General features: G+C 45.1%; 19 protein-coding genes and 1 pseudogene. 18 read left to right on the top strand and 2 right to left on the bottom strand.

Features of this window, described 5'->3' with window-relative positions; all coding sequences use genetic code 11:
- Positions 1–3 precede the first annotated feature (3 nt).
- The 15 genes and pseudogenes from SPSPH_RS14865 to SPSPH_RS14795 all read left to right on the top strand — a co-directional run bounded on the left by SPSPH_RS14865 (position 4) and on the right by SPSPH_RS14795 (position 14,519).
- Positions 4–369: a helix-turn-helix domain-containing protein gene (locus tag SPSPH_RS14865; protein ID WP_075757452.1), complete on the top strand. Its 366-nt coding sequence runs from the start codon at positions 4–6 to the stop codon at positions 367–369.
- 360 nt (positions 370–729) lie between these two features.
- Positions 730–2,007, top strand: coding sequence for a helix-turn-helix domain-containing protein (locus tag SPSPH_RS14860; RefSeq protein ID WP_083945690.1), 1,278 nt, complete (start codon positions 730–732; stop codon positions 2,005–2,007).
- A 340-nt stretch (positions 2,008–2,347) separates the two neighbouring features.
- Entirely contained in the window at positions 2,348–3,001 is a 654-nt protein-coding gene (locus tag SPSPH_RS14855) for a corrinoid protein (protein WP_075757454.1), read from the top strand.
- Positions 2,928–4,391, top strand: a pseudogene (locus SPSPH_RS14850) (monomethylamine:corrinoid methyltransferase). Before SPSPH_RS14855 ends, SPSPH_RS14850 begins: the two are co-directional and overlap by 74 nt.
- A gap of 218 nt (positions 4,392–4,609) precedes the next feature.
- A complete protein-coding gene (gene pylSc, locus SPSPH_RS14845; protein WP_181382930.1) occupies positions 4,610–5,443 on the top strand; it encodes a pyrrolysine--tRNA(Pyl) ligase large subunit in 834 nt (277 codons plus the stop codon).
- A 52-nt stretch (positions 5,444–5,495) separates the two neighbouring features.
- Entirely contained in the window at positions 5,496–6,641 is a 1,146-nt protein-coding gene (gene pylB, locus SPSPH_RS14840) for a methylornithine synthase PylB (protein ID WP_075757457.1), read from the top strand.
- 18 nt (positions 6,642–6,659) lie between these two features.
- On the top strand, positions 6,660–7,886 hold the full coding sequence (gene pylC / locus SPSPH_RS14835; RefSeq protein ID WP_075757458.1) for a 3-methylornithine--L-lysine ligase PylC: 1,227 nt from the start codon (positions 6,660–6,662) through the stop codon (positions 7,884–7,886).
- On the top strand, positions 7,858–8,676 hold the full coding sequence (gene pylD, locus SPSPH_RS14830; protein WP_075757459.1) for a 3-methylornithyl-N6-L-lysine dehydrogenase PylD: 819 nt from the start codon (positions 7,858–7,860) through the stop codon (positions 8,674–8,676). The genes pylC and pylD overlap by 29 nt, the downstream gene beginning before the upstream one ends.
- A gap of 37 nt (positions 8,677–8,713) precedes the next feature.
- Complete coding sequence (gene pylSn, locus SPSPH_RS14825) at positions 8,714–9,037, top strand: pyrrolysine--tRNA(Pyl) ligase small subunit (RefSeq protein WP_075757460.1); 324 nt, start codon at positions 8,714–8,716, stop codon at positions 9,035–9,037.
- A 99-nt stretch (positions 9,038–9,136) separates the two neighbouring features.
- On the top strand, positions 9,137–9,931 hold the full coding sequence (locus SPSPH_RS14820) for a methyltetrahydrofolate cobalamin methyltransferase (RefSeq protein WP_075757461.1): 795 nt from the start codon (positions 9,137–9,139) through the stop codon (positions 9,929–9,931).
- A gap of 57 nt (positions 9,932–9,988) precedes the next feature.
- Positions 9,989–10,345, top strand: coding sequence for a helix-turn-helix domain-containing protein (locus tag SPSPH_RS14815; protein ID WP_075757462.1), 357 nt, complete (start codon positions 9,989–9,991; stop codon positions 10,343–10,345).
- 599 nt (positions 10,346–10,944) lie between these two features.
- Positions 10,945–12,243: a group II intron reverse transcriptase/maturase gene (ltrA, locus tag SPSPH_RS14810; protein WP_075753482.1), complete on the top strand. Its 1,299-nt coding sequence runs from the start codon at positions 10,945–10,947 to the stop codon at positions 12,241–12,243.
- Between the two features lie 196 nt (positions 12,244–12,439).
- Positions 12,440–13,120: a superoxide dismutase gene (locus SPSPH_RS14805; protein WP_075757463.1), complete on the top strand. Its 681-nt coding sequence runs from the start codon at positions 12,440–12,442 to the stop codon at positions 13,118–13,120.
- A gap of 278 nt (positions 13,121–13,398) precedes the next feature.
- On the top strand, positions 13,399–13,854 hold the full coding sequence (locus SPSPH_RS14800) for an O-acetyl-ADP-ribose deacetylase (protein ID WP_198931005.1): 456 nt from the start codon (positions 13,399–13,401) through the stop codon (positions 13,852–13,854).
- A gap of 140 nt (positions 13,855–13,994) precedes the next feature.
- On the top strand, positions 13,995–14,519 hold the full coding sequence (locus SPSPH_RS14795) for a ferritin-like domain-containing protein (protein ID WP_075757464.1): 525 nt from the start codon (positions 13,995–13,997) through the stop codon (positions 14,517–14,519).
- 199 nt (positions 14,520–14,718) lie between these two features.
- Here the strand turns inward: SPSPH_RS14795 and rsgA are convergent, their stop codons facing one another.
- Complete coding sequence (rsgA, locus tag SPSPH_RS14790; protein WP_075757465.1) at positions 14,719–15,798, bottom strand: ribosome small subunit-dependent GTPase A; 1,080 nt, start codon at positions 15,796–15,798, stop codon at positions 14,719–14,721.
- A gap of 803 nt (positions 15,799–16,601) precedes the next feature.
- Here rsgA and SPSPH_RS14785 point away from each other — a divergent pair.
- On the top strand, positions 16,602–17,042 hold the full coding sequence (locus tag SPSPH_RS14785) for a GNAT family N-acetyltransferase (RefSeq protein ID WP_075757588.1): 441 nt from the start codon (positions 16,602–16,604) through the stop codon (positions 17,040–17,042).
- A 105-nt stretch (positions 17,043–17,147) separates the two neighbouring features.
- Here SPSPH_RS14785 and SPSPH_RS14780 read toward each other — a convergent pair whose 3' ends face one another.
- Positions 17,148–17,297 carry a small acid-soluble spore protein P gene (locus SPSPH_RS14780; protein ID WP_083945691.1) on the bottom strand — a complete coding sequence of 50 codons (150 nt, stop codon included), beginning with the start codon at positions 17,295–17,297 and terminating at the stop codon, positions 17,148–17,150.
- 303 nt (positions 17,298–17,600) lie between these two features.
- Between SPSPH_RS14780 and SPSPH_RS14775 the strand changes: the two genes are divergently transcribed.
- Both SPSPH_RS14775 and SPSPH_RS14770 read left to right on the top strand, forming a co-directional pair.
- Positions 17,601–17,918 carry a hypothetical protein gene (locus tag SPSPH_RS14775; RefSeq protein WP_075757466.1) on the top strand — a complete coding sequence of 106 codons (318 nt, stop codon included), beginning with the start codon at positions 17,601–17,603 and terminating at the stop codon, positions 17,916–17,918.
- A 12-nt stretch (positions 17,919–17,930) separates the two neighbouring features.
- A complete protein-coding gene (locus SPSPH_RS14770) occupies positions 17,931–18,059 on the top strand; it encodes a hypothetical protein (RefSeq protein WP_269147956.1) in 129 nt (42 codons plus the stop codon).
- Positions 18,060–18,128 lie beyond the last annotated feature (69 nt).

Here is an 18,128-nt window from a genome sequence, read left to right as displayed (position 1 = left end):
GATATGAATTTTGGAGAAAAAGTGCGCTATATACGCAAGAAGTTTTCGCTGACTACCGAGCAATTAGCACGGTTATTAAATGTGACACAATCCTATATATCCCATGTGGAAAACAATCGCCGGAAATTTGGTCGTGACAAGATTGCGTTATTGGCTAATAAACTATACATTCCGGTTGAATTCTTTCTGCGTGAAGATGTAAAGACGCTGGAACAGATTACATTTAATAATCACTTGACAGCCATATTCAAGGATGAAAACTATCCCAACTATTTCGGGGTGGTGGACCAGGCTGTAAAAGCTAAAATTAGCCCGGAGGAATTGGAACAGGCAATAGAATTTATAAAGAAATATAAGAGAATGTACTGAATTTTTACAAACCGCGACTGTCTGCATTTATGTTGCAGACAGTCGCGGTTTTTTACTATAATAAAATATCCGGGAGGCATAAACGGTTACGAGGAGTTCAGAGAGAATGATGGGGTATTTACCATTTTCTGAAAAAAATACTAGAAAATCTAAATATAATACAAGGCCGGGTTATAAAATCTGTGATATAATTTTCAAAATAGAATAAAATACCGAACGTTTAGAAATTCGGAACTTCCCGGACGGTAAACGTGCTGCCGGAAATGGCCAGAGTTGATGGTTTGTAGAGACATAGGCGATTGTTACAAGAAAAGCTTGTCATGATGCAGTCATTCCAAAACGTCTTGACTAAGGAGAGCGATGTATATGTCTAAAACACAAGATCATAGTTCTCACTTTCTTACAGATATCAAGGCGGCCATTCAGGATTACGAATTGGTAACAAGAGTTAACTGCTATTTTTTTGATAAAGCAGGTAAACGCGTTGGCAATAGAACCTGTTACCAGTGCAATAATCTTTGCAATTTTATCAAACGCTTTGATCCCAGCGGCGGCTGCGTTCATGACTATCTCGGCAGCTGCCGGCCGGCACTGGAAATGGGGACAAGCCATGTATATTACTGTCCATACGGCTTGTTGAATATTGCGGTTTGCGTTTTGCTGGAAGATGAAACGCTTTACTTTGTTTCCTCCGGTCCTTTGCGGCTGGAGCCAGCGGGAAAAGGGTTCATCAATCGTTTTATAGAAACAAATGAGCTGCTGTCCTCCCATTATGCTGATATTGCACAATTAATGGGGGGCGTTCCTTTGGTGGATGAACATTATCTCGATGCATTGGGAAATATGTTGCAACGGTCAGTTTCTGCTTTTACTACTGATGCTACTAAGAAGTTCTGGAAAAAACAGGATGTACTTGCCTTTTTGGTGAAATCTTTAGATAAAGCGGCGAACGAATCCTTTTATCCTGAATACCGCCAACAAGTTTATGTAATGGAAAGAGCAATTGAACTGCTTTCTTCCCGGCATGATGGCAGCGAGAATCTGAAAAAAGAGGCACTGCAAACAATTCTTTCTGTTTTAATTGACAGCATATATGAATATAGGTCTTACACAGAGGTAAAATCACGGAGTGCGGCGTTTTTTCTTTCTTTAATTGAAATTGGCAAAAAAAGAGACATGAATTTGGAGTTTGTTTTTAACAAAAACTATGAGGCTATTTTTCAATTGTTAGAGGCAGAAGATTATATCATTTTGGGTGAGGTTATTTATGCGGCGGCAGACCGTTTTCAGAATGCATTTTTGCAGGAAAACAGCTACCGGATTAATGAAGCTATCCTTCAGGGCATGAATTATATCCGGCAAAACTATATGAATGTGAGCTTAGCTGATGTGGCAAAAGAGGTTTCTTTAGCCCCCAATTATTTTAGCGATCTTTTTAAGAAACAAACAGGACAAAGTTATTCGGACTATTTGAATAAGGTAAGAATTGAATTTAGCAAACAGTATATACGGAAAAACGTACCGCTTGCTCAGGTTGCGCAACAGGTGGGGTTTGCCGACCAAAGCTATTTTGTGAAAATATTTAAGCGATATGAAGCGATTTCGCCCTCAAAATGGCGGATGCTTACCTGCAAATAAGCGCAATTTACTATATATGCTAGTTTAAGCGGGTTAACTTAATGACATTGGGTAGTTTCCACGGGTTTTGCCGGGAAACTGCCTTTTTTTTATTTGGTGAGTTACCTGAAGATAACACCAGAAAATCCTAACATAATACAATACCGGGTGATGGGCTGTTTGCTATATTTTAAACATAGAACAAAATATTGATTATTCAGAAAGGATGGTGCTATTGATGTACTTGTGCAGCGGCAAAGAAGAATTGTTATGGCTGCTTAGAAGTAAAAAAGGACCATAACGCCGGCCGCGGACCCAAGGGACCCCACTTTTAAGGAGAGTATTCAGGAGGTGTTTCAATATGAGCAAATATGCTAAATTAAAGGATGCTATCAGCAATCTGGATAAGGACCTGGCTGAAGCGGCTGCCAAAGAGGCCGTCGCCGCCGGCCTTAATCCACTGGATTGCATCAGTGAAGGGCTTTCCGCAGGTATGCAGATCATAAGTGATCGCTTTGATGACGGCGAGGCTTTTGTTCCGGAATTAATGCTGGCGGCGGAAGCTTTTGAGAAGGCGGTGGCAATCCTGACTGCCTCGGTGCCGCAAAGCGAAATGAACACTATGTCTGCCGGCAAAGTGCTGCTGTATACTGTTGAGGGCGATGTGCATGACATCGGTAAGAATATCGTCAGAACCATTCTCAGCGCCAATAATTTCGAAGTCACTGATCTTGGAAAAACCGTGCCGGCACGCACGGTTATTGAAAAAGCGGAGGAGTTGAAGGTCGATGTAATCGCCGGTGCGGCTCTCATGTCGACCACCATGCCCCGCCAGCGGGAGGTTGTGGAACTGTTGAAGGAAAGAGGGCTGCGGGACAAGTACATTTGCCTGTTCGGCGGAGCTCCGGTCACTCAACAGTGGTGCGACAATATTGGTGCGGATGGATACTGCGACTCCGCGACAGCTACGCCGGTTCTCGCTAAAAAAGCTTTGGCTAAAAGGAAAGGAGTATGACATGAAAGCAATAGCAAAACCGATAACCGTCTTTGATGTTTACGAGCGGGCGCAAAGCGGCCCCGAAATGTCGGAAGCCGACTGGGATTTTGGCGTCATACCCCAAACCGCCAAAAAGCTCAAGGAAAAGTACGGCATAAAGATAGACCGCAAAACCATTATCCCCGAGGACGAAGACCTTATTAACAATCTGTTCCAGGCCGGTCTTGACATGCTGGTGGAATGCGGCGTTTATTGCATTGACACCAACCGGGTGATTAAATACACCCGTGACGAGGTGCTCTTGGCCATCAAATCCGCTCCTGACCACTTTACTTATGGAGAAAACCAGGAAGCCATTCATGTGGTTCCCCGGGCTTACAACTCAAAGAAGGTACCGGTCATTCAGGGCGGACCCACCGGTTCGCCTTGTTCGGAAAAACTGTTCATGCCCATCCATCAGGCCTACGCCCAGGAGCCGATTGTGGATACCATCGTTAACGGCGTAATGCAGACCGTGATGGGCAAAGACCCGGTACCCGAATCTCCGTGGGAGATTATGGCCGTGCGTTCGGAACTGCTCCAGGTGCGCGAAGCGCAGAGCAGGGCGGGGCGTACAGGCATGGGATTGTAGGGGAGTGAAACTTCTCTGAGCCCGGCCGGCGTAATTATGTCGGATTTTCCGGGCGGCATGCGGGAGTCTGATTCTCATGAAGTGTCACAGCTCTGTGAGCTCAAAATCGACGTAGGTGCGTTGGTTGTTGGTGCTTATTACGCTGTGTCCGGTGTATGCGTCATGGTCGAGCAGATGCCCATTTTCGGCGGCTATTCCGGAGGTCTGGAAGAAACGGCGATAGTTGATGTGGCGACGACCCTGAACTCTTTTGTGATGATGCAGGCAACCTGGCATTTGGACGGACCGGTTCATGTCCGCTGGGGCATTACGACCACCAGAGAGGCTCTGGCAGTCGCAGGCCACGCGGCCAGGGCCATCGAAGAAAACACTCATCTGCTTCTAGGCAACCAGTATTACACTTTGGCCGGCCCCTGCACCGTAATGTGCCTGCTGGAGACGGCGGCCCAGGCTATCACCGATACGGTAAGCGGCCGTGAAGTGCTCTCCGGGGTGGCCGCCGGCAAAGGCGTCACTACCGATCTGTTTACGGCCATGGAGGCCCGGTTTATGGGCGAAGTGGCTCACGCTGTGGCGGGGATGGATCTGCACGAGGTCAACATCCTCCTGGATAAACTGGTCGCCATGTATGAAAAGAATTATAAAACTGCGCCGGCAGGAAAAACCTTCGATCAGTGCTATGATCCGGTGAAACTGGTTCCCACCGATGAATATGTACAGATCTATAATGAAGCCGTTAAAATCTTGTCCGATTTGGGGCTGACTTATTGGGATTAATTATAATTAGACAGACGCGTTAAGATTGCCGTTTACCATCGTTTGGACAGGGGTGTATATAGATATTATATGCGCCCTTGCCATTTCGTTTTACCTTTGCTATACATTGTGCTGGCAAGATTACGGGGGGTGGATCGGATGGATCACGTGGACTCTAAATTCGCGCAGGCGGGTGAAACTCCCGTACTCCCCGCCAACAATTTCAAGGAGGCAGCTAGGTGGATATTACCTGGACATCCATACAAAAGCAGCGGTTAAAAGAACTTAATATCAGCTCAACTTTGCAAGAACAACGTTTTGAATCAGCCAGCGAGCGTGATTTTGCGTTTCAAGACCTGGAGAGGCAGTTTGTGACTAAAGGAAGACGCCATTTGGCGCAATTTCAAAAATTTATTAAGCGGCCGTTGCTGAGCAGGCTTGAACAGCAACTTACCGAAGCCCTGAACCTCCGGGGATTCGTTCAGGTCATGACACCGACAATTATAGCTAAGGGTTCTTTGGCGAAAATGTCTATAGACGATAAGCATCCACTATTTTCCCAGGTATTTTGGCTTGATGCCAAGCGGTGCCTGCGGCCGATGCTGGCGCCAAATCTGTACACCTTATGGAAAGATTTGCTGCGCTTATGGCAGCCGCCGATTCGCCTTTTTGAAATCGGCACCTGTTATCGTAAGGAATCCCAGGGGGGATTGCATCTCAACGAGTTTACCATGCTCAATATAACCGAATTAGGGTTACCCCTTAACGAGAGGCAGCAACGCTTGGAAGAAATGGCTGCATTGGTTATGTCTGTCGCCGGTATTGATGAATATCAGCTGGAAGTAACCAGTTCTGTCGTGTATGGCGATACCTTGGATGTGATGAAGGGTATTGAATTAGGTTCAGGCGCCATGGGGCCGCATGTACTTGATAAAAAATGGGGAATCACCGCGCCTTGGATAGGCATAGGCTTTGGCCTCGAACGTTTGTTAATGGTTAGGGAGGGAGCGCAAAATGTTCAGAGTATGGGAAGAAGTCTTAGTTACCTGGACGGAGTACGATTAAATATTTAAGGCCAAAGAAATAGCAGGAAGCTAAATGTACTTTAAAAGGTAGGTGATTTTCATGGGGCTGCAACAACCTGCCACCTTGATCAGGATATTGGGAAAAGCTTTGGAGGAAGAGCCGCTGACCAGGGCTGAGCTTTTATATTTATTGGGACTTTCCGCAGAAGATGATATCGCCAGGGTATTTGCCATAGCCAGAATGCTCAGGCATCGATATTTTAAGAATAGAATATTTCTCTATGGTTTCGTTTATTTTTCAACCTATTGTCGAAATGAGTGTGCTTTCTGTTTATATCGTAAATCCAATCAATCGTTATCCCGCTATCATAAAACCCCGGCGGAAATTATGGAGACCGCTTACCGGCTGGTGAAATCCGGAGTACACTTGCTGGATTTAACGATGGGGGAAGATCCCCGGTATTATAGCAATAATGGAGCCGGCTTTGATTCGCTGGTAAGAACGGTGAGGGCCATCAAGGAAGACACCGACATACCGATTATGATTTCGGCAGGCGTCGTCCCGGAAGATGTATTAAGAGCGCTTAAAGATTCCGGTGCCGAGTGGTATGCCTGCTATCAGGAAACCCATAACCCTGGCTTATATGCAAAACTAAGAATAAGCCAAAGCTTCTCGGAACGAATGGAACGAAAAAAGGAAGCCCGGGATATGGGTTTCCTGATTGAGGAGGGCTTACTGACCGGTGTCGGGGAAAGATATGAGGATTTGATTGATTCCCTGGCGGCCATGAGAAGCCTGGGAGCTGATCAGGTACGAATTATGAGCTTTGTACCGCAAAAGGATACACCCATGCAGCACGTCCCGTCGCTCCCGCGGACGAGAGAATTATTGATGATTGCCATCATGCGCCTGGTCTTTCCCAACCGTCTGATTCCCGCGTCTTTGGATGTGGATGGTATCCATGGTTTAGCTGACCGCCTTAACGCCGGCGCCAATGTCGTAACCTCGATCATTCCGCCAGAGGCCGGCCTGGCCGGCGTATCCAATCAGGAGCTGGATATCGATGACGGTAACCGTAGCGTTGACAGCATCCTGCCGATATTAGCGCAATGCGGTCTCGAACGGGCTAGTATGGAAGAATATATGGAATGGGTATTGGCCCGTTTGGCAAGACTCGCTCCTTCCCATAGGCAGATTAACGAAACGAAAGAAACCTATACAAACTGGGTTGTACAACGCCATTAGCCGGAAGGGGGATTCATAATGAAAGTTGCCATCGTCGGCGGCAAGCTTCAGGGAGTCGAAGCTGCGTATCTGGCTAAAAAAGCGGGCTGGGAAGTTTTCGTTGTCGATAAAAAGCCTGGGGTTTTGGCTGCGGCAATCGGTGACCATTTCCAGGCAATGGATGTTACGCATCGGGACGAGTGGCTAATGTTATTGAAAAAAATTGATCTCGTTATCCCGGCATTAGAAAACAAAGAGGCGTTAGACTGTTTAGCCAGCAGCGCTAAATATTCAAATGTACCTTTGCTTTTTGACGAGCAGGCTTATGCTGTTTCTTCCTCAAAAATTACTTCCAACGAAGTATTTAACCGCCTTTCCATCCCTGCACCCAAACCATGGCCACGATGTGGTTTTCCTATTATTATAAAACCCTCCGGGGCTAGTGGCAGTGAGGGTGTGATTAAGGTGGACAATGCTCAGGCGCTCAAGCGTTTGCAAGTTGAAAAAGCTATAGCTGATATGGTAATTGAGGAATATCTGGAAGGACCCTCTTATTCAATCGAGGTCATTGGCTGCCAGGGAGTATATAAGGCCTTGCAAATTACCGAGATTCAACTGGACGCCCAATATGACTGCAAGCGGGTGCTCGGTACGGCAGTGCTGACAAAAGGACAGCAAGCAAGCTTCGAACACATCGCGCTTAGTTTGGCTGGATTTTTGCATCTCAATGGAGTTATGGATGTAGAAGCCATTCTCCATGCAGGCCAACTAAAAGTTTTGGAAATAGATGCCCGGATTCCCAGTCAAACCCCGACGGCGGTGTATCATGCCACCGGCATTAATATGCTGGAGATTCTCGGCAAGGCGTTTGTCCAAGGAACCCCGTGGGAGGATTTCGACATCAAAGCGAAAAGAGGCGTGATCTACGAACATATCCGCGTAAATGGTGATAAGCTTGAAGTTTTGGGTGAACACATTCTACCTGACGCCGGTGAGCCGCTTCGTCTGTGTACAGATTTTTTTGGAGCAGATGAAGCGCTGACAACTTACTCTCCAGGCAAAAAAGAATGGGTAGCTACGCTCATCATCACCGGTGCGCATATGCCGGAGGCATGGAATAAAAGAGAGGGTATTATTTACAAGATCAGGCAGTCCTGCCGAATTAGCAACTATTATGACTGTTATCCCGCAAGTGGAGCTGAGGGTATGTCATTAGAAACGCGTGGGGGATGGTGCAATGACACGACTAAAAGCAGACGATGTTAATCAGATTGCGGCCAGACTAACGAAATACGATGTTGAGTTAATTAGCAAGACAGGATGTAACCTAAAATCAATCGCGGCTCGTGCTGCGAATAGGGATTTGAGCACTATCTCAGTGGCCCAATCCAAAATTGCGGTTATTCCTATTACCGGCGGCCAGGGAATTATTGGCGGCTTTACTGAGGCAGTGGCCGGTATCCTGGATCATCTGGGTTTCGATACTTTTATTACTACAAGCTATGATATCGCAGGTATTGCTGAAGCTATCTTACATGGTGCTGAGATATTGTTTGCAGCCGATGATGATAAGTTTATTGCCTTTAATCTAAGAACCGGTGCGATAGCCGATAACAGCGAAGCGACAGGCCAGGGCTATGTAACGGCCTTAAACCAGATGTGCTGCGGTTTGACGGAAAAGCATGTGCTTGTTATTGGTGCCGGGGCGGTAGGCAGAGGCGCGGCCGGTTTAATCGTCAAACTGGGAGGATTGGTTTCCATATATGATATCGATGTAACCGCCAGCCGGGCATTGGTTGATGAGCTGAGGCGACAAGGATATCCGGCCAAGTTGGAAACAGATTTGGATTATGCTTTAAGCAAGCACCTGGTTATAGTGGACGCTTCTCCGGCAGAGAATGTTATTCGTCCTGCATATATTACCGAGCGCACAATCATCGCCGCGCCGGGAGTTCCTTTAGGAGTACCGGCAGAACAGTGCGGGAAACACTTTGCCCAAATACTGCATGACCCGTTGCAAATTGGGGTAGCCACCATGTGTTTTTTAGTTATCTGAAACCTATGGCGATTATCGATGACGGGAGTGAATGTATATGGCCCTTAGCGAAAAAAAACAGAAACGCTATTATCGCAAAAATATCGACTTTTTTAAACTTGTTGCCAAACTTAAGCTTTGGCCCTCAAGAAGCGGGAAACTGCACGGCATCAAAAGCATGGAAATTATCGGCGACATAGCAGAAATTACTACCCATTGCAATGAAAAATTCCAGATACAGAATTCGAAGCATAGCCGGGCTGCCCGCTGTTTGCGCAATAAATTATTTTTTCATTCCTGCCGTACCTGCAAAATTCCCCAGTGGAAGCTGGAGAAATACGCGGGAACTTATATGACCCAAAGCTATGGATCCAATTTATGAGTCATTGCAGACTGTCAAAGAGGAGGTGTACTGAAACATGTAAACCACCGGCAGGCATGGGTAAAAAAGAAAAATATAAAATTACGGGGAGTGAAGGTTATGATTATTGTCGGCGAACTGATTAATGCCAGTCGCAAGCCGATTGCAGAAGCCATCAAAAACAGGGATGCCAGCTACATTCAACAAGTGGCCAAAGATGAGCAGGCGTCCGGAGCCAACTATATTGATGTGAACGCCGGGACTTTTGTCGGCGAAGAGGCTGAATACCTAAAATGGTTGGTTCAATTAGTTCAGGCGGTTGTTGATAGCCCGTGTTGTATTGATAGCCCTGATCCGAAAGCCATTGAAGCCGCATTAGCGGTTCACAAAGGGCCGGCAATGCTCAATTCCATTTCACTGGAGAAAGATAGATATGATGCATTCATACCCCTGGTGAGTGGAACGGCTCATAAAGTCGTCGCCTTATGCATGAGTGATGAAGGTATGCCGGAAACGGCAGAGGCCAGAGTCAAAATTGCTGATGAACTTATTAACCGCCTTGTCAAAAAAGGACTGACGCCTGACCAGATTTACGTCGATCCTCTGGTGCAGCCGTTATCCACCAATTACATTTTCGGTGTCGAATTTCTGAAGGCGATTGAGATAATTATGAACAATTATCCTGGCGTTCACACGATGTGTGGCTTATCTAACATCTCTTTCGGCCTGCCGTTACGTAAGTTTTTAAATAGAACCTTTGGCATTATGGCCATAGACCGCGGTCTTGACGGTATGATTATGAACCCGCTTGATAAAGAGTTCATGGCCAGCATTATTGCTGCCGAAGCGTTACGGGGGACAGATGCGTATTGTATGAATTATCTTCAAGCCTATCGCAAGAAACTGCTTGAATAGTAATCATATCAATGATCCCTTGCCAGTTGCCCGTAATTTCACTGGGAGGGACTGGATATGAATTTTGGAGAAAAAGTGCGCTATGTACGCAAAAAGTTTTCGCTGACTACCGAGCAATTAGCGCGGTTATTAAATGTGACACAATCCTATATATCCCATGTGGAAAACAATCGCCGGAAATTTGGTCGTGACAAGATTGCGTTATTGGCTAATAAACTATACATTCCGGTTGAATTCTTTCTGCGTGAAGATGTAAAGACGCTGGAACAGATTAAATTTAATAATCACTTGACAGCCATATTCGAGGATGAAAACTATCCCAACTATTTCGGGGTGGTAGACCAGGCTGTAAAAGCTAAAATTAGCCCGGAGGAATTGGAACAGGCAATAGAATTTATAAAGAAATATAAATGAATGTACTGAATTTTTATAAACGGCTCACTGTCTGCACTGGTGTCGCAGACAGTGAGCCGTCTTTTGCTGTTGTGGTACAATATAATTGGCATTTTGCGAAGCAAAATGTACGTCCCGTGCGCCAAGAAGCGCACGGAGTAAAGCGGGTGGAAATCCCGTCTGGGAAGGTCTAGCCAACCACCCAGTATCCAGCCTTGGGACTGAAGCGGTAACGCCAGGTCTAAGCGTAGGCAGGAAAGGTAGTAGGCCGAAAGCACAAGCTGAAGATGTAGAATCCCGAAATCATCAATGGTCAAGGTCGATGCATGGGACGAGCAGAAGACAACACCGCAGTTAGCGATACAGGCGAGCTAATCGCGGCAGCCCGGGATCGTAGGTCTTGGCATGCTACACACTGTTACTCCGTGTGAACTTGGGAGACCCTGCCGCTCTCAAAGGAGTATGGCGGACAAGTCGAAGATGAGGAAGCCAAATAAGCGACAGGGAGTCGGATTACGTCGTAGTACCGAAGAAGCCGGGTAATGCCAGCGGAGGGAAGGACGTAACATAGTAGTGGCCTTGGAAAAAGAAACAATGCTGCACTGGAGGCAGAGAACCCATTGGAAACAAAGCTGACAAGGATAGCTGAATTAGCCAAACAAAGACCGAGAGTCAAGTTGCAAACCCTTATCCATGCTATTGACGAGGAAAGCCTGAACGCGGCCCATAGTATTCTGTCAGCAGACAAGGCAGTAGGCGTTGATGGTGTAACCAAAGAAGAATACGGTGAAAAGCTACAGGAAAACATCAAGAATCTCCTGGAAAGAATGAAGCGGCAAGCGTACAAGCCGCAGCCAGTAAAGAGAGTCTACATCCCCAAAACGGATAAGAAGAAACGCCCACTAGGGATACCTGCCTATGAGGACAAACTGGTGCAGAAAGTACTTAATGAAGTCCTGACAGCCATCTACGAACCGGAATTTCTGGACTGCTCCTACGGTTTCAGACCAGAGAGAAATTGCCATGAAGCGCTGAAGGAAATCACCAAGATTCTCGAAAGCAAGAAGGTCAGCTATGTAGTGGATGCGGACATTAAAGGATTCTTTGACAACGTAGAACACGGGTGGATGGTGAAGTTTCTACAAGAACGAATCCAAGACCCGAATCTATTGAGACTGATAGTACGATTTCTTAAAGCAGGTGTCATGGAACAGGGGAAACTAGAAGAGGCGGACACCGGAACGCCGCAAGGGGGAATCATATCCCCAACCCTGGCGAACATATACCTGCACTATGTGCTCGACCTGTGGTTTATGGTAAAGATAAAGCGGGAATGCAGAGGCGAGGCCTATTTAATTCGGTACTGTGACGACTTTGTATGCTTCTTTCAATACCAAGAAGATGCCGAAGATTTCTACGGTAAGTTGATAGAACGATTGAGGAAATTCAACCTAGAAATAGCAGAGGAGAAAACAAAGACTATCGAATTCGGGCGCTTTGCTGAGGAAAGACGGAATAACCAAGGGGCCAGCAAACCGGAGACATTCGACTTTCTTGGGTTCACGCACTACTGTAGCAAGAGCAAGAAGGGAAAATTCCGCGTCAAAAGGAAAACCAGCCGGAAGAAATTGAGAGCAAAGCTAAAACATTTCGCTGGATGGCTCTATCAAAATATGCATACAGAGATAGGAAAATTGATTAAGCAGATAAACATCAAGCTGGTTGGTCACTTCCGCTACTATGGAGTAACCGACAACAGCAGCGCTATCAATACATTTGGATACTATATACGGCGTAAATTGTTTGAAGTACTTAATCGAAGAAGCCAAAAGAAGAGCTTGACCTGGGAAGGATTTGCAAAACTCAAAGATAGATTCCCGCTAGCTAAAGCGAGGATCTATGTAAATATCTATGGCTAAACGTAAGTAAATGCTGCTATGAAGAGCCGGATGCCTTAATAGGGCACGTCCGGTTCTGTGAGGGGGGCGTGCCGCGAGGCGCGCTTCTACTCGACCTCGCTTCCGTCCCTTCGCTTCCTCAATCTTTTGTAACCTCATTCTCATTCCGTAATATGATATAACAACGGAGTTTATAATATGAGGAGGTATAAGAGATTTGTTAGATCAAGCTTTAGGCCGATATGTACCACCAGGCAAACACAAATTACCACCGTTACCCTATCCATATAATGCATTAGAACCGATTATCAGTGCTGATACGCTTAAAATCCACCATGATCGTCATCATCAAACGTATGTAGATGGTTTAAATAAAGCAGAATTAGCGCTAGTAAGGGCAAGGGAGCGAAATAATTTTACATCTGTGAAGTATTGGGAAAACGAACTGGCATTTAACGGTTCAGGCCATATTCTTCACAGCATTTATTGGACAGTGATGGCACCTGCGGGCTGTGGTGGTGAACCTGGCCCATGCACTAGCAGAGAAATCAATAAATATTTTGGTGACTTTGATAGCTTCCTGGAGCAATTTACCAATGCAGCTATAAAAGTTGAAGCGTCTGGCTGGGGAATACTCGTTTGGAATCCAGCCTGGAAACATCTTGAAATTTTAACTGCTGAGAAGCACCAAAATCTTACTCAATGGGGGACTATTCCTATACTTGTCGTAGACACATGGGAGCACGCATATTATCTGGATTACCAGTATAATCGAGAGGCGTATGTTAGAGCATGGCTAGAATTAATAAACTGGTTTGAGGTTGAAAACCGTCTCATTTTAGCGATGGAAGGACAACTTCCTTTGCTGCAAACTATATGTGATGATGAGGGGCATTAATATGTGTTAGATAAAAAGTAAAGCAATCGTTTTTCAACGATTGCTTTTATAATTCACATGCTATGTATGTGGTTCCAAAAAGCTTAAGGGAAACATAGGGATGTTGTTTTTGCTTCTTTATTTTTATTGCATTTCACGAAGCAAAAGCAGCCATTATTTATGAAATAATGTGTTATGTTAAGGATTTTTAAGCTTATGGTACAATATAATTGTGATGATTAAAGGCTTGTATTGTATAATAAATATAATGTCCCTGATTAAGAACAGGAGGTATGGTAATGCCACTGGAAATACTGCATAATGATATAACGAAAGTTCATGCAGATGCTATTGTCAATGCGGCCAATTCGTCCTTGCTTGGCGGCGGAGGGGTTGACGGCGCAATCCATCGGGCCGCAGGACCGGAATTGCTTGCAGAATGCCGCACCCTGGGCGGGTGCCAGGTTGGACAGGCTAAGATAACAAAAGGCTATAAGCTGCCTGCAAAATATGTAATACATACTGTTGGTCCGGTCTGGCACGGTGGTGAAAATGGCGAGGAAAAACTGCTGGCCGATTGTTATCTGAACTCACTTTTATTGGCAAAAGAATATAAGCTTGAGAGTATTGCCTTCCCGCTGATATCGTCGGGTGCTTTCGGGTACCCCAGGGATAAGGCACTTAAAGTAGCGATTAACGTAATAGAAGACTTCCTGCTAAACAATGCTATGACAGTGTACCTGGTACTTTTATGAATGGCCTGCAACAGCTTGCTTCCATGCCTTAGCAGTGGATGCTAAAATAACACCTGGTTTGACAGGAAGGGCGGAACTATCATAATCTTCTATCCTCGCTAATACACTGTACCATGCCGGTATGAGAAGGAGGAAGATAGATGCACGATAACAACATCCACGAATGCCACTACAAGGTGAACGCGCCGTATCCGCCAGTGCGCGTGGATGGACCCAATCCCGTTTATGCCGACAAGATGCTTAGCAATATGGGAGATGTTGTCTCCGAGATGAGTGATATCACTCGGTATTTTTACATTGCTGTGGTAGCGAAGCCGCAGTTTGGTGCAATTGCGACCTGCTTCCACCACATCAGCATTGTTGAAATGCATCACCTCAATATCTTTGCTGAGCTTGCAATGCAGCTTGGCGCAGACCCGCGGCTCTGGTGCGGGCGGCCACGCAAACGCTGGTGGTCGCCTTCGTTTATCAGCTATCCGCGTGAAATATGCGCCCTAATTGCCGAATCAATTGAAGCGGAAAGAGCAGCCATCCGCAAATATACCAGACAGGCGAATATCATCTGCGATAGGAATATCGTGGCGATCTTAAACCGCATCATACTTGATGAGAAACGCCATATCCAGATTTTTAAGGAGATGTATCAGCAGCTTCAATGCTTGTAAAACGGACTTCAGTTTGTCTTCGGCAACATAAGGGCCTAATATGGCTATTTGCGGATACTATAAGGATAAAGCAATAAGCTCCGCAACAGCCTGAAGCAGACTGAGCGGAGCTTATTTATTGGAACTATCCCTGAAGCGCAGAATTTATACCGATCGTATCTTGGCGATGAGTTTGGCCGCCCTATACAATCTAAAAACCCTATCTTTTCTTACTTTTCTCTTTGAGAAACTTGCGTGCATTCTTTATTCCGCCTATTTCTGCGAACATGCTGGAAAGCTTTTCCGTCTCAATCTGCTTAGCATTCAAGCCCGCATACCTGGCCTCTTTTTTTAGCTTTACATAGCTTGCAAGCCGCTCGGCAGCTAAGAAGCCGTCGCTGATGGCCTGTTGTACTGCACAATGGGGTTCACCCGTATGAGTACAATCATGGAATTTGCATTTTGTTGAAAGTTCGTCAATATCGGCAAACGTTTTTGCCAGGTCGGCACTCTCGAGTCCCAGCTCTCTCATTCCCGGGGTGTCAATAACGATACCGCCGTCCGGCAGAACAAAGAGTTCGCGTCTGGTAGTGGTATGCCTGCCTTTATCATCACTTCTTATTTCTTTAGTTTCAAGGGTGTTTTTGCCCATGAGCTTATTAATTAAGGTTGATTTACCAACACCGGATGAGCCGATAAAAGCAATCGTTTTGCCGTTGGCAATATAATTGTTGACAGCTAAGAATCCATCCTGGCCCATACTGGAAGTAACAAGCACGTCAACACCGGCGGCCACAGCAGCAAGCTCTGCCAGCTTTTGCGGAAGATTATCACACAAGTCGGCCTTCGTAAGCACAATGACCGGAATGGCCTGACTATCCCAGGCGACACCAAGATAGCGCTCTAACCGGCGAAGATTAAAATCATTATTAAGCGACATGCAGATAAAAACCGTATCAATATTTGCGGCTACCACCTGTTCTGCATTTGCTGTTCCAGCAGCCTTTCTGATAAAGGCGCTTTTTCTGGTCAGAACGTGGTGGATAATTGCATTCCCTGCGTCAGCATGATTGCGGTCAAGCATAACGAAGTCGCCTACTGCAGGATAATCTGCCAACGTTGTGATTGTGAAACGAAACTTGCCGGAGATTGTTGCAGCCAGCTCACCATTTTCTGTTACGACTTTGTATAGGTCTTTATATTGGGAAATTACCCGCCCCACATAAAGACCGGCATATAATGCAGACTCAGTAATAAAGCTTTGGCTGAGTCCTAATTTACTCATAGTTGTTTCACTCAATTTTTTACCCTCCAAAAGTTTGGCTACTACCTTTTGGGAGGCATATACACTAAATTATTTTGTACACACCTCCCGGCTTGTTACAATCTCCGTTATAGTAGTGTTAAACATAAGAACAGCTCCTTTCGTTAATCATATGCAGCCTGCGAGCGAAAGCCTGGTGCTTCCTGTCGGCCGCATATTCAATGATTGTATTATAACACACTGCTTATTGTCAGGCACATGAAATTCCTAGTAGTCTGCCAAGTTTAAAGCTATAGGATGAGTGGAAATAGTTTCCATGATATAATTTAATTTATTATGAATAAATGACTTGCAAAAGCGCTATTGTTATGTTATTATTCAAATAAGCACCATCCTTATAGTGATCTGGATTCAACCAAGTATGCGGAGGTAGAAACTTTTCAGTTTCCGTAATTGCAAGAGGTTAGTATATCTGGTTCGGGATTGTGTTTTTTGTTTTAGTTTGCTGGTTTTAGTTTTCTGATCTCTAAGTATTGAATCTAAGTAGTGACTGTTTGAAACAAGTTTTTTCATTTGGTTTGTAGTGAACGGATGATTCTATCTGGCGTTACCTTAAGAGTGCGGACAAATCAATTTAGTAAGTTTGGAACAGGTTGTTTGAGATTGTCGTGTAAGTTTTATGCTATAGGGATGGATGCGAATAACAGGCAGGAAGGTTAACCTTCCTGCCTGTTTATTTTTAAGTCTGACAGCAGGTATCCGTTTTGCGCGCCAACACAAGACCTGGTACAGACGGCCATCCTGCCTGGTTCTGGCTGACTATGGAAGGGGATACTGCTATGATTGTACAACCGACTGTTGATGATTATGAAAAGCTGATTCAGATTTGGGAAGCTTCTGTGCGGGCCACCCATGATTTTTTAGCAGAGGAAGACATTCAATTTTATAAGCCGTTAATTTTGAACGAATATTTTTATAACGTGCAGTTATTATGCCATAAAGATAACGGCGGCAAAATAACCGGATTCATAGGAATCGCAGCTGATAAACTGGAAATGCTGTTTATTGATGCTGATGAACGCGGCAGGGGAATCGGTAAAAAACTGCTTACATATGCAATAAATCAACTGAAAGTTAAACAGGTAGATGTTAATGAACAGAATGATCAGGCTGTTGGCTTTTATAAACATATGGGGTTTTGTGTAGTTAAGCGGTCTGAATTTGACGGGGCCGGCAAGCATTATCCTATTTTATCCATGGTATTACAATGTTCCAGGTGATAATTATTCCCTGCAGTTCCCTTCAAGCAGAACTGCAGGGCATATATTGTTCAATGATTACTACCGGTCACACCGTCAGGTATTCAGCGCAGGGCAATAGAATTTTCAGGAGCCTTCGCCGTGGCGCTGACCGGTGTGATTTTGATTTTTTACTTTCTTAGATCCTGAAAGCGGCTCAGGCATAGGATTGTCATGATGCTTGGTATGGATGGGTGCATCCGGGGGTTCTACAGGGTAAGTTTCGGGCTTAGTCATAGTATCGCCTCCAGTTTATAGTTTGCTGCGAAGGTTTATTGCGCTTGGGGCATTTGCTGACCAATGGCTGGGAGAAACTTAACTCTTGGGTACAGTGATTGTCCATTGCTCGGAACCTTATACATAGCTTATGGCGCCTTACTTGCTTTTATTCGTGGAAGCTTATACCCTATTTTCAGCCCAAGAATAATTTGACAAGTTTATATCCGGAGTTGCAACAAAACAGTTACTGTGATATCTTTATATTATTTGAAATAAACGTTAAAAAAATTAAAAATATATAAGGGATAAGGGGACACTGGCATGCAATACCACAATCGACAGGAAAAACAATTACAAATGAATGATAAGCCGGTAATTAAGGACGACAATAAGATATACCGTGTCCAGAACCCTGTTCGCAACGAGTTATCGTTATCTGTTATTTTTCTCTTTAAATTCCATATTGCCCGCAGTGTGAAAAAAACAGCAGCAGCACACCCGCAGACTAACATTATTTTTGGTAAAGTCGGCGGTTCCTGGTGGAAAACTGAATACCACATTATCGTTGGCGGCAAGACAAAAAAGACAGTTCAGGCTGCCGCCGAGATGCTGCAAAAAGCTTTCAATGGTGGAAAATAGAAAACCTTAACAATGGAGACAACACAAAAAAACCGCGAATTTCGCGGTTTTTTTGTTGTTGCTTTGTTTATTCAAGAAGAAAAAGAAATCTTCAAGAGAATCGGGGTTCGCTATGGGCTTCGCGATGCCGTTTGCAAGTAATAAGCCCAATACTATGGCAAGAATGGCGGCAAAAACGGAAATCGCCGCCATAACAATAAGCTAGCCACA

Source organism: Sporomusa sphaeroides DSM 2875, from assembly GCF_001941975.2.
Taxonomy (GTDB): domain Bacteria; phylum Bacillota; class Negativicutes; order Sporomusales; family Sporomusaceae; genus Sporomusa; species Sporomusa sphaeroides.
This window is presented reverse-complemented; position numbering and strand designations above follow the sequence as displayed.

Bases quoted from the DNA above. Each gene is read 5' to 3' on its own strand.
- SPSPH_RS14785 (WP_075757588.1), top strand. From the start codon at position 16,602: ATGATTGTACAACCGACTGTTGATGATTATGAAAAGCTGATTCAGATT.
- pylB (WP_075757457.1), top strand. From the start codon at position 5,496: ATGGGGCTGCAACAACCTGCCACCTTGATCAGGATATTGGGAAAAGCT.
- SPSPH_RS14860 (WP_083945690.1), top strand. From the start codon at position 730: ATGTATATGTCTAAAACACAAGATCATAGTTCTCACTTTCTTACAGAT.
- pylD (WP_075757459.1), top strand. From the start codon at position 7,858: ATGACACGACTAAAAGCAGACGATGTTAATCAGATTGCGGCCAGACTA.
- pylC (WP_075757458.1), top strand. From the start codon at position 6,660: ATGAAAGTTGCCATCGTCGGCGGCAAGCTTCAGGGAGTCGAAGCTGCG.
- SPSPH_RS14775 (WP_075757466.1), top strand. From the start codon at position 17,601: ATGCAATACCACAATCGACAGGAAAAACAATTACAAATGAATGATAAG.
- SPSPH_RS14865 (WP_075757452.1), top strand. From the start codon at position 4: ATGAATTTTGGAGAAAAAGTGCGCTATATACGCAAGAAGTTTTCGCTG.
- SPSPH_RS14820 (WP_075757461.1), top strand. From the start codon at position 9,137: ATGATTATTGTCGGCGAACTGATTAATGCCAGTCGCAAGCCGATTGCA.
- SPSPH_RS14795 (WP_075757464.1), top strand. From the start codon at position 13,995: ATGCACGATAACAACATCCACGAATGCCACTACAAGGTGAACGCGCCG.
- pylSn (WP_075757460.1), top strand. From the start codon at position 8,714: ATGGCCCTTAGCGAAAAAAAACAGAAACGCTATTATCGCAAAAATATC.
- SPSPH_RS14770 (WP_269147956.1), top strand. From the start codon at position 17,931: ATGGAGACAACACAAAAAAACCGCGAATTTCGCGGTTTTTTTGTTGTT.
- SPSPH_RS14815 (WP_075757462.1), top strand. From the start codon at position 9,989: ATGAATTTTGGAGAAAAAGTGCGCTATGTACGCAAAAAGTTTTCGCTG.
- SPSPH_RS14780 (WP_083945691.1), bottom strand. From the start codon at position 17,297: ATGACTAAGCCCGAAACTTACCCTGTAGAACCCCCGGATGCACCCATC.
- SPSPH_RS14800 (WP_198931005.1), top strand. From the start codon at position 13,399: ATGCCACTGGAAATACTGCATAATGATATAACGAAAGTTCATGCAGAT.
- SPSPH_RS14855 (WP_075757454.1), top strand. From the start codon at position 2,348: ATGAGCAAATATGCTAAATTAAAGGATGCTATCAGCAATCTGGATAAG.